Consider the following 12,882-nt stretch of genomic DNA (forward strand, 5'->3'; position numbering starts at 1 on the left):
ATTTATTTTTTTGTTGGTTTTGAATGTTATTAGCAAAAGGTGGTCAAAGATACTTCTTCACTTTACAATTTTATAAATAGGCTCATTATTTTGTATAGTGCTTCTTGAGGGGATTTCACTATCGATGATTCCTGGCAGTTTTTGTCTCAGGCCTGAATTTGTCTAAAATGAAAATGCACAAGGCCAGCCAAACAAAACTTAGGCAGAAGCCAGCGATTACATCGCTGGCATAATGCACCTGCAAGTAAACGCGACTGAAAGCTATTATCGTGGCTAGAATAAATAAGAAAGCAGTACCGGTGCATTTCCAAACAAGGTCTCTTTCAGACTTCCACAGCATATAAATGATAATGCCTACAAAGGTGAACGATGAAAACGAATGGCCGCTGGGAAAACTAAAACCGCTAACGTTTGCAATCAGCGGATGCGGTGGCCTGTGACGTTGGAAAATGTTTTTAATCAGGTACAATAGTAAGCCGCTGGAGAGACCGATAGCGGTAATATTGAAAGACTTATAATTGTTCTTCTTAAAGAAGACAAAGTAGAGAGAGAGTAGTATGTATGCAGGCAACAGAAAATTAAGCGACCCAAAAAAGGTAAAGAAAATAAGCACCTGTGTTACGCTGTTAGACCTGTAACGATCAAGGAATTTAAAAACAGAAAAGTCGAAGCTTGTTTGATTTTGTAAGACCACCTCATTTGTAAGAAAAAAAAGCACCAGGAGAAAGACGGCAGTTATAAACAAAACAACCAGTACTCTTATTGAAATTCCTTTTACTTCTTCTTTAGTTACTGCTGGCTCATTTTGCATCTGGTTCTGATATTTGTAAAAATAATTTTCATATCTAAATTTTTGTACAACAATAAATATACCCCAACTTAAAAGGTATAGGTGAGACCCGATAAGAATTGATTATGGTTGTACTGCAGGTTAAAAGACAAAGAGGTGGCAGGGCGACCGGCTTGTTTCAACGCGGAGTAGCGGTGGAAGTTCCGAACAACCTGCCTTCCACTTAAGTAACCAAGCATAGCGCCTACTACAACGTCTGTTGCCCAGTGCTTGTTTTCTGTTAGTCTACTGAGACCAATTAAAGTGGCCGCAGAATATGATATAATTGGTACCAGCGGTTTATCTTTATATTCTACAGCAAATACGGTTGCTGCTGCAAAGGCAGCCGTAGTATGTCCTGACGGAAAGGACGAATATGCTTGTCGATCTACACTCTTTTTGAAAGGATAGAATGGTCCGCGAAAAATCGGCCCGATATTATTAGAATTAGGATCGGTATAATAGGGCCTTTGCTCCCCCGATAAATACTTGCCTATAGTAGACAGAAGTCCTGCTGTTATATATGCCTGCGTAGCAAGTGCAGTAGTTGTTTTTTCTTTTTGCGTTTTAAAAATAAGTCCATAAGCATATAAGCCTGCGATCGTATACACCTCGTAAGCACCTCCAAAATTGGTTACATACCTACTTATGTCTGTTACGGTTTTACTATCATCACGCACCCTGGCTGCATAGTTGGTAACCGACCGGTTAGTAAGCGCAACTGCGCCTGTTACAAGAGCAAAGCCACCAACCCGTAGCCAGTCTTTTTTATCGGTGTGAAAAGGGCTGCTCAATTGTTTTTTTAAATTGTCCTGAAGTAAAAAAAAGTAGGTTTTAAGATCGAGTTTGTAGTCCTGGTAGTTTGCAACATTATTGGGGGTATTTACCAAGTTTAGTAAAGCGCCCTCGTTTATGCGTAAGCTGTCCGGCTGTTTATAAAGCGTATCCTTTTGCTGTGCTAGGGAGAGGATGGGAAAAAGAATTATAATAGCTAAAAGCTTGACTGGTACATTCATCTACGCTCGGTTGTAATTAATTTCTTTTGCATCGCTACTTTTCTTTTTCCGCTAAATGTACTAAACATCTTAAAAGAACAATTTTTTTGATACCAGCTGCTAAGCTCACTTCAGCATTGTTGTGTCACTCACTTCAACTAATATCGCTAGTTTCAACCTCACAGATTGCTTGACTTTGATTACTCAGATTTTAAAAATCGAAACGATGGTTGTTGTAAATGTCAATGCGAGCAATACGATAGGGAAATAGGGTCAAAACATAGAAACATCATAAAACAAAAAAACCACCTCTTGGGTGGTTTTGACTTTTTTTATATCTTCCTAATCACGACCCTTATCTAATTTTTTTACTGAGTAGTAGTTGTTGATACTTATGTAAGCCAGCGTAAAAAGAGATGACGCAATTAGCAAAATGACTATTAGTGTGATAGTTTCCATATTGCTTAAATTTTAACCGTTATAAATAAAATATATCTAAAAAACATGCCAAATTATAGGCCTTTGAATCTCAAATATTTGAAGGGTAAATTAGGAGGGAAGGATTAAGAAAGCAGTCCTGATTTAAGGACTTAGAAGTATGATGAAAAGCAGCTCATCAACGGGCTTCTACCTCTTGTAATCCTTCTCACATAATCCACCCTGAAGCACCCGAAACTCACTAGTAAAATTACTTATAAGCTTTCTGAATAACGGTTCTAAAAATGTTAAAAGGAAGGGTAGAAGGGGTCTTTAACCTTTGTTTAAAAATCGTAGCTATTGCAAGAATTCATTTAGAATCTTTTTGCGCAAGTAACGGTGTTTGTAATGGGACAGTTAGTCTTTATTTGGGAAGGTTCTATGTTATTTATAAATAGCGACTTCGTTGGTTCCATCGCTGCTTTTAACGCCGCGGTACATACCTGCACTATTAAAAACCATTACAAAATTTCCTTGCTTATCTACTGATATCAAACCACCCTCACCTTCCATCTTCACTAGTTTATTTAGTACGACTTCGTTGCAGGCTTCTTCTACAGTTAGTCCTTTGTATTCCATTAAGGCGCTCACATCATATGCAGCCACTGCGCGGATAAAGACTTCACCATGACCTGTGCAGCTTATGGCGCAGGTGTTATTATTTGCATAGGTTCCACTGCCAATGAGAGGACTATCTCCAATTCGTCCGTACTTTTTGTTGGTCATTCCTCCCGTGCTTGTGGCGGCAGCGATGTTGCCGTTCTGGTCACAGGCCACCGCGCCAACGGTACCAAACTTCTTTTCTTTCAGTTCATTCAAGTCGTGCAGCGTATGATCTAAAGTATAATTGTCTGAGTCGCGAACAGCCTTCCATTGATCGTATCGGAACTGCGAGAAAAAGTATTCATCCGGTTCTAGCTTTACACCTTGTTTTATAGCAAAGTCATTTGCTCCTTTGCCGCTTAAGAAAACATGGTTGCTATTTATTAAAACTTCCGTTGCAAGCTCTATAGGGTTTCTTACATTTCTAACGCCTGCAACAGCCCCTGCTTCCAAATTTTTACCATCCATAATGGCGGCGTCCATTTCCTGCAAACCCTTTTTGGTAAAAACCGAGCCTCTGCCTGCATTGAAAAGAAGGTTGTCTTCTAATATAACCGTCGCTGCTTTCACAGCATTTACCGCCGATCCGCCTTCCTGCAACACAGCAAAGCCTCCGTTAAGCGCCTCTTGCAAACCTTTAAGATAGGCCTGCTCAAGTTCGTCAGACATTTCTTCTTTATTGATCGTACCAGCGCCGCCATGTATAACAAGTGTAAGCTTTTGCATAAGTTGTAAACGAAAATTTAAAGCAGCGAAATTAGGTAAATAACCGCGGCAACTTTTAACAACAGGATTTAAAGAAGGTTTGAAAAATAGCGATGATTTAGTGAATGAAGGATGTAAAATAATCCTTACTGAAGTCGACGAAAAGACCAGCTTAATAGCGATACAAAGATGAACGGATTGCGACGCAAGAATGACGCTATGAAAAGCTTGCTTGTATTAAAAGAAGCCATGGTTATTATTGGGATTCAGTTAGAAAGAAGATCGCAACACTCGTTGAATAATTTCTCCCTGTTAATTGCAACCGTTCCCACTTCTTCGCAAACAAGGCCGCCTGCTATATTAGCCATCGAAGCTGCGAAGGATATGTCTTTTGTAGCGGCATAAACCAATGAAGCGACAGCAATGACCGTATCTCCAGCTCCACTTACATCTGCAATACTTCTTACGTGAGTAGGAATAATTTTAGAAGTCTGGTCATCCTTATAAAAAACGCCCTTTTCCGACAAAGTGATCAGGGAAATCGAATGCTGCAGAATGTTTTTTAGCTGTTGATGAATATCATTTAAAAAGGCTTCATTCACGTCGTCCAATAAAACATTCAAGCCATCTTTGACCTCTTTAAGGTTAGGCTTAAAAATGGTGGCATTTTTAAAAGAGAAGAAATTTTTACGCTTAGGATCTACAGTCGTAACAATACTGTTTTTTGAACAAACAAACATCATCTGCTCTATCCCGGTGGCAGTTAGAACACCTTTGTTATAGTCTTCAAAGATGACAACGGAAGGTTTTTCAGCCTCCACGAAATCTGTAAATTTTTGTATTAACACCGCCTCTTCATCTCTATTAATATCTCTAGTCATCTCAGCATCGAGGCGAAGCATATGTTGGTTTCGACTAATGACCCTTGTTTTGTTGGTAGTAATGCGATCATTGCTGATGACTATGTGGCTGCAGTCAATCTTATTTTTTTCCAAAAGGTTTACCAGCGATCGTCCGTCATCATCGTTGCCAATAACTGAAAAAATAATGGTGGCTGCGCCTAACGAAGCAGTATTGAGTGCAACATTTCCTGCACCTCCCATTCTTAATTCTTTCTGATCTAAAACCACTACCGGCACTGGAGCTTCCGGCGATATCCGTTCAACATTTCCCCACCAGTAAGTATCCAGCATTACATCACCCACAATAGCCACCTTCATCAAAGAAAACGCGGAGAACAACTGTTCAAGATCGGGCATACTTACATCAGTTTTTTGCAGAGCGCAAAGAAAAGAAATAAATGGGAATACCTATTAATACGATGATGAACCCGGGCCAGGTATACTCAGGTTTGTAAATGATCAAAGCGATACAAAAAGCGGCGGCCATGAGTATATAAATCGCAGGCAAAACGGGATACCCAAAGGCTTTATAAGGCCTTTCAGCTTCGGGTCTTTTTTTGCGTAAAATAAAAATACCTGCAATGGTAAGAATGTAAAACAGTACCACCACGAACGAGATCATATCGAGCAGATCTCCGTACTTACCACTTAGACAAAGTATAGCAGCAACAAGGCATTGCAACCATAGAGCAGGCTCAGGAACAGCGTTTTTATTTAAGACGCCTGTACGCTTAAAAAACAGTCCATCCTTTGCCATCGTGTAGTACACTCGTGCTCCGGAAAGTATCAATCCATTGTTACAACCGAATGTTGAGATCATAATCATGATGGCTATTATGATAGTACCGGCATTTCCGAAAATGACATTGGAGGCAGTTACTGCTACACGATCATTTTCTGCATGCGCAATTTCATTTAACGGTAGTACAGAAATGTACATTAGGTTTACCGTAACATAGATGACCGTAACGATAAGCGTTCCAAGAAAGAGGCTTAGTCCTATGTTTCGTTTGGGGTTTTTTACTTCACCTGCTATAAACGTTACATTGTTCCAGGCATCGCTGCTGAAAATGGATCCGACCATAGCGGCAGCAATTCCACCCATCAATGCCGCGCCACTTATTGCAGTTACACTAAAACCCTGGTCAGGATTACAGGCATTTACCAGTTGATCTTTTGTAGCCTGCCATGCATTCGCCCAATTGGCATTCCAGATCTCGCTTTTCGCAGCCAGCAGGAAACCGAAGATGATCAAGCCAAATAGAGAAAGCAGCTTGGCAGATGTAAACAAGGTTTGAATGATTTTACCACTTTTTACGCCTTTTGTATTAATATAAGTCAGCAGTACTATAATTGAGATAGATACCAATTGCGCTGCACTGATAGAAAAATATTTAGGATCGCCACAAGCGTTTACACCTGATTGGATATGCCACAGAACGTTTTTGTCGCTCAACACGGGAAGCAGGTAAGCAGCGAACTTTGAAAAGGCTACACCTACTGCCGCGATGGTTCCGGTTTGGATGACTGCAAAAAAACTCCAGCCATACAAGAAGCCGACGAGCGGGTTATAAGCTTCTTTCAGATAAACATACTGGCCACCTGCTTTAGGAAACATAGCGCTTAGTTCGCCATAACTTAATGCAGCCGTCAACGTCATAAAGCCAGTGATGATCCATACGAAAATAAGCCAGCCGGCACTGCCTACATTTCGGGTAATATCGGCACTAACTATAAAAATACCCGAGCCGATCATGCTGCCGGCAACCAGCATGGTTGCATCTAATAAGCCTAGCGTTGGTTTAAACGAAGCAGTAGTATTATCCATATAAAAAATTATCCCGTCTGGCTATGAGCTAGACGGGATGAAGATATGAAAATGAATATTGTTTGCTTGCGACCCTTAATCTTTCTTTTTGTAAGTGGCGTTTAGTCCTCTCAACATGTCGCTTGTAATATCGTAACTGCTGTCTTTGTAATAAATAGTTCCGGGTTGGTGAGCAAGTATGTAAGAGTATCCCTTGTCTTTATTAAAATCCTTTAAAAAATCTTCGATAGTCTTGTTGACCACTTGCATTTTTTTAAACGACTCTTCCTGTAGATCGCCGCCCATCGCCTGCTCTTTATTTTGTATCATCTTTTGCTCCTGCATCAATTCCTGTTGCATGGCGCCCTGCCTTTCCTGTGTCATCGTTTGGGCTTCCTGTTGGTACTTATTTACTTTTTGCATATACCGGTTCTTCAGAGAAGTCAACTGGCCGGTGAGCTGGTTTTCTTTTGCCTTCAGCTCATTCTTAACTTCTTTCAGGTACTCGTAATTATTCTCGATTGAATCCATTTCGAAGTATGCAATCTTGAAAGGACCTGTTGGAGCGTTAGCCATTACTTTAGTTGCTTCAGGTGCTTGTTTCTTAGAAGAGGAAGAAAAATGGAGGTAAAACAACACACCTACTAAAACGAGTAAAACAACATTAAAAGCAAGGAGAAAATTTCTATTCATAACAAAATTTAAAGCGGCAAAGTAAAAGGAAAGCGGACAACAAAAGTGTTAAAAAGCATTGCCCGCCAAGCTATTTGGCGATTTGTTTTGAGGCATTAAAATGATTTTTTGAAACCAGCCGTCAACTCATTTCCAAACATTGTTGTGTCACTCACTTGTGCCTCGTTTTACTACTGAGCCAATTACTCTCTAAAAAGCTTCAAACCTTCAAACGCCGCAATGAAGCGGCAAGAAAAGGCAGCGAAATAAATGTTTGAATTAAAGCGTTATGTATCCCGTCCCTGTAAAACCTGGGCAACTAAATCTAATTATATGAAACCATTTGAAAAATTAATTGCAGGGTTAGGTGTTTTGGCAATAACGGCCAGCGTTGCACTGACGGCTTGCAGTAAATCAGCAGACACTGCTGAAGTCAGCGACGAGGTATCAATCTACTTAACAGATGATGCAGGTCCCTTTGACAACGTTTTCGTTGACATTCGGTACGTAGAAGTGAAAGTGCAGGAGGGATACGAAAACAAAGAGCATGAAGGAGACAAAGACGACGATGATGATGACCACTTTGATGATAACGACAAGGATGGTGACAATGATAATAAATCGAAGGATCAGTTTGGCAAGTGGGATACATTGTCAATCAGACCAGGTGTGTATGACATTTTAAAACTGAGAAATGGGGTAGATACTTTGTTCGCTAAGGGCAGGGTAAAAGGCCGGGTTAGAAAAATAAGACTTACCCTTGGTAGGGAGAATTCTGTCGTGCTGGCCGGTACTGCATACCCTGTGCTGTTACATCCCGGGATCAATAACTACGTTTATATCAGAACGCTTAACAGGCATCACGAAATGCTTGCCGCGAAACATATTGGCTTTTGGGTTGACTTTGACATCTCAAGTTCTATCATAAAAGATGGTAGCAAATTTTATCTCAGGCCGGTGATAAAACCTTTTTGCGAAAAGCAATTTGGAAAGGTGCAGGGAAAGTTGGTTGCAGCAGACCTGCATACGTTTGTAAAAATATACAACGCTAAAGACAGTGGAGCGGCAATACCAGAAAGATCAGGTGAATTTAAAATCCGGGGATTGAATGAAGGTACTTACAAAGCGAAATTTGTAGGCGTGTCAGCAAGTAGACTAGTAGATACTACTATTAATGATATTAAGGTAGTAAAGGGCAAAGAGACAATTATTCCTACTGTAACGCTAAGGAGATAATTGCCTTAAAAAGATGCAAAGTAGGCTGGTCGAAAGAACGGCCTATTTGTTTTTCTAGCAATTCTGAAAAATATCTTGCATCAAAAAATTAATCGCTAGGGCTAAGGGTAGAGTTAAAAGAAGAAAACTAAACCTTAGGATAGAAAGCAAAACCTACTAATTCTTTTTCTTTCCTTTTTTGGTCCACTCATCAAGCAACTCTTTTTCAGTTTTAAGAACAGGGATAATTTCCACCTTTTTTACCCAAATAGTAACGGTCTTTTTGACTTCAGGTCGCGCCTTTAAAGCAGCGGTTATCACAACAGAGTCAACCTTACTTGAAGTATCAATGATGAGATTATTGCCTTCCCACTTACCCGAAGAACTTGAGAATAATACTTCATCAGCCATTAAAGGGAGAAATGAACCTGACGAAAGTTTTCCGTCTACATTGATATAATTATAAACTCCTTTTTTCAAACTGTCTACATACAAATTGAAATATATCGTTTCTACCTTTTGCGATTTAGCGGCAAAAGAAGCAATAGTAAGCACCAGTAGAAACGCGAGTTTTTTCATAATTAAAATCCTATCCGTCGGCTTTGAAGTGAGTTAATAGATGATACACCAATCAACTCGTCATGGCGGCCGGAAAGAGAGCGATAATATATTAATACGGTATAGTCATTTTCAGTCTCCCAATAATTGCCATCCGTTTGCTCAACAGAAGCTATACTATTACGGTTACCGGCATCTTTGGTTACATACGTGTATGAATAATAACCTTGTTTTAAGTACAACGTTTTTTCGTATACACCCTTGGTCACGTTGTACGTCATTGCGCTGGTATCGTTCATATTGTACTTGTTCATTTCACCCACGACAAAAACCTTTTTGTTAGGATAGGGAACGTTCCCCTGGGGCATAAAAGTGAAATGGACGTTTGCGTAATCGGTCTGCCACCAAGGATTAGATACCTCTGTAGACTCAACAAAATACAAACCATTGTAGTCTGTAAATTTCAAATAACGCATCTGCGTTCTTTCAGGATCGACCTGCAAATAGACGTTGATATCACCAGGAAGAAAATCTGCTTTTGCAACCCGCTCACTTTGATAATGAAAACTCCTTAAGTCAGCCCAGCGAAACTCTTTACCTGCAGGAAAAATAAGGTCGTTTTCTGTGCTAAACTCCATCATATTATTACGGATAAAAGTAGGCGGTATATTCATTTTTGCATTGTCCCAACGAAAGTTTTGCAACACAACAGCTTTAATTTGTTGTACCGGGTTTACTATGTTCAATTGCCCTTTATTTACCTGGAACTCGATTTTTTGATGTGTTCTAAAAATCTGAGAATTGAAAGGCTGAACAACTTTGGTTCCTACATCAGCCAACTTCTCGTATACTAAGACCCTGCGGGTAAAGGCAAGTTTACTGGTGTCTCCATCTAAGAAAACTTTTAACAGGTAGTTACCACTCTTTGACGGGACACAATTACGATCAGGAAGAACCGCCTGGTAGTGCACATATTTACTTTGTGATATAGACGAGAGCCTATATTGATTTAGGCGAATTTGGCTAAAGCCTTTCAAATAGTCGAAAGTGCTGAGGTCAACGGGCGTCCAATCGGCATTGCAAAGTTGAAAGGTATAATAGTAGTTCTTCACCCTTCCCTCCATATCATCAAAGTGTAGTTCAAGCAACTCGTTACTATTCAGACCGATGATTGGATAGCCTAATTGGTTGCCCTGCAAGTAAAGTTTTATGCCCTGAATATTAGGCATAACAGTAACGTCGGGAAGCTGGGCGAATGAAGAAAAATGTAAGTTTAAAACAATTAAGAAGGTTAGTACTCGCAACATGTAAAGTATAATTGAAGACTCTAACCTACAACAATCCAAATGATTTTGTTGCAATGGTGTCATCAATGTAGCTTTGGCAATTATCTAAAATCATGCCGATTGAATGTCGCTGTTTTCATAGCTCGCCGCCTTGCTTTTAATGCTCAGTATTCTTTTTCCCGCTTCATTATTCGGCTCGCTGTAACTGCTACTGCAGTAAGTGTTGCGGCTATGATTATCACCCTTGCTTTTGTGAACGGTTTCCAGGAAACGGTGAGCCAGAAGGTGTTCAGTTTTTGGGGTCACATTCGATTACAACAGTATGAGCCTAACAAAGCCCTGGTGGCAGAAGAAACTCCTTTGGCAAAGAATGATACTGTCATAAGTTCTTTAAAAAAAAATCCGCAAATTCAAACCATACAAGCTTTTGCAACAAAAAGTGCAGTACTGCAACGCCAGGCAAATATTGAGGGAATATTGTTTAAAGGCGTAGAAAAGAATTATGATTTTGAGAACCTTAAAAACTTTTTGCGCGAGGGCAAGTGGCCGGATTTTGAAGATAGTTTGTACAGTCATGATATCGTAGTGTCGAGACCTATTGCAGACCAAATGGAGATCAAGCTTAACGACAGCATTAAGATACATTTTATAGATGCGACCGGTGGAAAAAGCAACTTCAGAAGAATGCGGGTTAGCGGTATTTACAAGACAGGTATCGAAGAATATGACAACCTTTTTGCCATTGGCGATATTCGACTCATCCAGCGATTAAACAATTGGGAGGTGAATCAAATAGGCGGTTATGAAATTTTTTTGCACAACTACAAAACGATGGATACCGTTAACAACAGTATCCTTGAAAATAGTTTCATTCCTATTAACTGGACAAGTAAAACAGTGCGAGAAGTCTACCCGAACATATTTGATTGGCTAGGAATACAGGATGTAAACCGGGACGTAATCTTTATTGTAATGGCAGTGGTTGCCATCATTAATCTGATTACGTGTTTATTGATTCTTGTACTGGAAAGAACAAGAATGGTCGGTATTTTAAAAGCGGTTGGCAGCACCGACATTACCATACAGAAAATATTTTTAATACAAGCCACCTACATCACCTTGCTGGGCGCTGGAGCCGGGTTATTGTTTGGCGTAGGTCTTTGCTTACTGCAGCAATATACCGGCTTAATTACTTTAAACGAATCCGCATATTATGTCTCTGTGGCACCGGTAAAAATAATTTGGTGGCAGGTTGGTGCTGTTTGTGCCGGAACGGTTTTCGTTTGTTTCCTTTCATTGATACTTCCCACACTACTGGTACGCAGCGTGCAGCCGGTGAAAGCAATACAGTTTAGGTAAATAGCGATTCTTCTTTGAAATAGGTTGAAACTAGTAGGTGTTTATGAAGTATCATTTACACATATGATAGATCGTTTTCCTCACTTTTTCCATTTTCTCCTCTTGGAACCTCTGGAAGGAAATTAGCATATAGTACCTGTATTCTCATATTTGAAATAATCAGTTAAAAACGTACATATGAAAAAAGTATTTTTTGCAGGCTTGCTTTGTATAGCCCTTGGATCATGCGGGAATGGTTCGGAAAGTAATACGACTGCAAGCGACAGTACCACTACATCCACCGAAGGAACAATGGGTACCGGTTCAGAAACGGGGATGAGTGGCGACAGCACTACGGGACAAACTGCAACAGGAAGCGGAACTGGTATTGGTGACGGAACAGTTACCGGCACAACAGGAAGCGGGACGCCTTTGGGTAGCGAAGCCGGGGGTTCCTCAGGATCTACCTCCGGGTCTAGCTCAACGGGTAATGCTTCGGGCGGAAGTACTACAGGTACAGGTGCATCAACAACCGGAAGCGGATCTGTACCCAGCGGAAATGGTAGCGGTACTGTCACTGGCACAACAGGAAGCGGAACAGGCAATAGCGGAACTGCAGGTAAAGGTGCCGGCACGTCAGGAAGCGGATCAAGCAAAAGCGGAAGTTCTAAAAAACCTTAGGCGAAAAAATGAAAGCAACTTAGAGACTTTCCATCACTTTTCTAGTTGCTTTCATTTACTATAAATATCCCTTATTGTCCTTGCAGGTTTACCAGGCAACCAACGATTATTCCGGTAGCTACAGCGGCGTTCAAAGACTCAGCTGCACCGGTGCGGGGAATAGTAACCGGGTGGGTAATGTTAGAAAGCATTGGTTCACGAATACCTTTTGATTCGTTTCCAATCACAACAACTCCTTCAGTAGCTTTTTTGGTCCCGTAAATGTTTTCACCGTTCAGTAGGGCTCCAAAAAAAGGCACCTCGTTTCGGAACTCCCACGCTTCAAAATCCTTGTACCAACATCTTACCCGCAAAATACTTCCCATGGTAGATTGCACGACTTTAGGATTATAGATCTCAACGCAATCATTGCTGCAAACAATTTGGCTTATACCAAACCAATCGGCAATTCTTATAATTGTTCCCATATTACCGGGGTCTTGTATTCCATCAAGCACGATAGTTAGATTTTCTTTTAGTATCGGCTCACCAATAGTCTGAGTTTGCTTTGCAACGATTACAACTTCATTCGGTGTCTGAAGATTACTAACACGACTAAGTTCTATTTCAGAGATTTCTGTCACCAGTGCTTTTACAGTAGGGTTTCTCTGCACCCATTCTCGTACCGCATAGACGTGTTTGATTTCAAACTCACTGTTAATCAATTCTTCAGCGAGCTTTGGCCCTTCAGCTATAAACAATCCGTCCTGATCCCTTTGTTTTTTGTGGTATAAAGATTGAATATATTTGAGTTCATTTTTTGTCAGCATAACAT

At 40.4% G+C, this 12,882-nt stretch carries 12 protein-coding genes; 3 read left to right on the forward strand and 9 right to left on the reverse strand.

Going from position 1 to position 12,882, the window contains the following annotated elements; all coding sequences use genetic code 11:
• Positions 1 to 118 precede the first annotated feature (118 nt).
• The 6 genes from SAE01_RS12460 to SAE01_RS12485 all read right to left on the reverse strand — a co-directional run bounded on the left by SAE01_RS12460 (position 119) and on the right by SAE01_RS12485 (position 7,011).
• Positions 119 to 811, reverse strand: a complete 693-nt coding sequence (locus SAE01_RS12460) for a phosphatase PAP2 family protein (protein ID WP_147204093.1) — start codon at positions 809 to 811, stop codon at positions 119 to 121.
• A 68-nt stretch (positions 812 to 879) separates the two neighbouring features.
• Positions 880 to 1,845, reverse strand: a complete 966-nt coding sequence (locus SAE01_RS12465; RefSeq protein ID WP_147204094.1) for a phosphatase PAP2 family protein — start codon at positions 1,843 to 1,845, stop codon at positions 880 to 882.
• Between the two features lie 840 nt (positions 1,846 to 2,685).
• Positions 2,686 to 3,630: an isoaspartyl peptidase/L-asparaginase family protein gene (locus SAE01_RS12470; RefSeq protein WP_147204095.1), complete on the reverse strand. Its 945-nt coding sequence runs from the start codon at positions 3,628 to 3,630 to the stop codon at positions 2,686 to 2,688.
• Positions 3,631 to 3,875: 245 nt separating this feature from the next.
• Entirely contained in the window at positions 3,876 to 4,868 is a 993-nt protein-coding gene (locus tag SAE01_RS12475) for a bifunctional heptose 7-phosphate kinase/heptose 1-phosphate adenyltransferase (RefSeq protein ID WP_147204096.1), read from the reverse strand.
• Between the two features lie 7 nt (positions 4,869 to 4,875).
• Positions 4,876 to 6,339 carry an APC family permease gene (locus tag SAE01_RS12480; RefSeq protein WP_147204097.1) on the reverse strand — a complete coding sequence of 488 codons (1,464 nt, stop codon included), beginning with the start codon at positions 6,337 to 6,339 and terminating at the stop codon, positions 4,876 to 4,878.
• A 75-nt stretch (positions 6,340 to 6,414) separates the two neighbouring features.
• Complete coding sequence (locus tag SAE01_RS12485; RefSeq protein WP_147204098.1) at positions 6,415 to 7,011, reverse strand: OmpH/Skp family outer membrane protein; 597 nt, start codon at positions 7,009 to 7,011, stop codon at positions 6,415 to 6,417.
• 312 nt (positions 7,012 to 7,323) lie between these two features.
• On the opposite strand from SAE01_RS12485, the gene SAE01_RS12490 reads away from it, so the two are divergent.
• Complete coding sequence (locus SAE01_RS12490; protein ID WP_170234153.1) at positions 7,324 to 8,226, forward strand: DUF4382 domain-containing protein; 903 nt, start codon at positions 7,324 to 7,326, stop codon at positions 8,224 to 8,226.
• A 156-nt stretch (positions 8,227 to 8,382) separates the two neighbouring features.
• On the opposite strand, the gene SAE01_RS12495 is transcribed toward SAE01_RS12490, so the two are convergent.
• Together SAE01_RS12495 and SAE01_RS12500 are read right to left on the reverse strand one after the other, a co-directional pair.
• Entirely contained in the window at positions 8,383 to 8,784 is a 402-nt protein-coding gene (locus tag SAE01_RS12495; RefSeq protein ID WP_147204100.1) for a hypothetical protein, read from the reverse strand.
• A 2-nt stretch (positions 8,785 to 8,786) separates the two neighbouring features.
• Positions 8,787 to 10,070: a type IX secretion system plug protein gene (locus SAE01_RS12500; protein WP_147204101.1), complete on the reverse strand. Its 1,284-nt coding sequence runs from the start codon at positions 10,068 to 10,070 to the stop codon at positions 8,787 to 8,789.
• A gap of 99 nt (positions 10,071 to 10,169) precedes the next feature.
• Between SAE01_RS12500 and SAE01_RS12505 the strand changes: the two genes are divergently transcribed.
• Together SAE01_RS12505 and SAE01_RS12510 are read left to right on the forward strand one after the other, a co-directional pair.
• Positions 10,170 to 11,408, forward strand: coding sequence for an ABC transporter permease (locus SAE01_RS12505; RefSeq protein WP_147204102.1), 1,239 nt, complete (start codon positions 10,170 to 10,172; stop codon positions 11,406 to 11,408).
• Positions 11,409 to 11,585: 177 nt separating this feature from the next.
• The gene (locus SAE01_RS12510) at positions 11,586 to 12,068 is read left to right on the forward strand and encodes a hypothetical protein (protein WP_147204103.1); all 483 of its coding nucleotides are present in this window, start codon (positions 11,586 to 11,588) and stop codon (positions 12,066 to 12,068) included.
• Between the two features lie 71 nt (positions 12,069 to 12,139).
• On the opposite strand, the gene SAE01_RS12515 is transcribed toward SAE01_RS12510, so the two are convergent.
• On the reverse strand, positions 12,140 to 12,877 hold the full coding sequence (locus SAE01_RS12515; RefSeq protein ID WP_147204104.1) for an RNA methyltransferase: 738 nt from the start codon (positions 12,875 to 12,877) through the stop codon (positions 12,140 to 12,142).
• Between the last annotated feature and the right edge of the window lie 5 nt (positions 12,878 to 12,882).

Source organism: Segetibacter aerophilus (genome assembly GCF_007991655.1).
GTDB lineage: Bacteria > Bacteroidota > Bacteroidia > Chitinophagales > Chitinophagaceae > Segetibacter > Segetibacter aerophilus.

What these genes read in the sequence shown, in the direction of transcription:
- SAE01_RS12460 (WP_147204093.1), bottom strand. Translation starts at nt 811, where the DNA reads ATGCAAAATGAGCCAGCAGTAACTAAAGAAGAAGTAAAAGGAATTTCA.
- SAE01_RS12465 (WP_147204094.1), bottom strand. Translation starts at nt 1,845, where the DNA reads ATGAATGTACCAGTCAAGCTTTTAGCTATTATAATTCTTTTTCCCATC.
- SAE01_RS12470 (WP_147204095.1), bottom strand. Translation starts at nt 3,630, where the DNA reads ATGCAAAAGCTTACACTTGTTATACATGGCGGCGCTGGTACGATCAAT.
- SAE01_RS12475 (WP_147204096.1), bottom strand. Translation starts at nt 4,868, where the DNA reads ATGCCCGATCTTGAACAGTTGTTCTCCGCGTTTTCTTTGATGAAGGTG.
- SAE01_RS12480 (WP_147204097.1), bottom strand. Translation starts at nt 6,339, where the DNA reads ATGGATAATACTACTGCTTCGTTTAAACCAACGCTAGGCTTATTAGAT.
- SAE01_RS12485 (WP_147204098.1), bottom strand. Translation starts at nt 7,011, where the DNA reads ATGAATAGAAATTTTCTCCTTGCTTTTAATGTTGTTTTACTCGTTTTA.
- SAE01_RS12490 (WP_170234153.1), top strand. Translation starts at nt 7,324, where the DNA reads ATGAAACCATTTGAAAAATTAATTGCAGGGTTAGGTGTTTTGGCAATA.
- SAE01_RS12495 (WP_147204100.1), bottom strand. Translation starts at nt 8,784, where the DNA reads ATGAAAAAACTCGCGTTTCTACTGGTGCTTACTATTGCTTCTTTTGCC.
- SAE01_RS12500 (WP_147204101.1), bottom strand. Translation starts at nt 10,070, where the DNA reads ATGTTGCGAGTACTAACCTTCTTAATTGTTTTAAACTTACATTTTTCT.
- SAE01_RS12510 (WP_147204103.1), top strand. Translation starts at nt 11,586, where the DNA reads ATGAAAAAAGTATTTTTTGCAGGCTTGCTTTGTATAGCCCTTGGATCA.
- SAE01_RS12515 (WP_147204104.1), bottom strand. Translation starts at nt 12,877, where the DNA reads ATGCTGACAAAAAATGAACTCAAATATATTCAATCTTTATACCACAAA.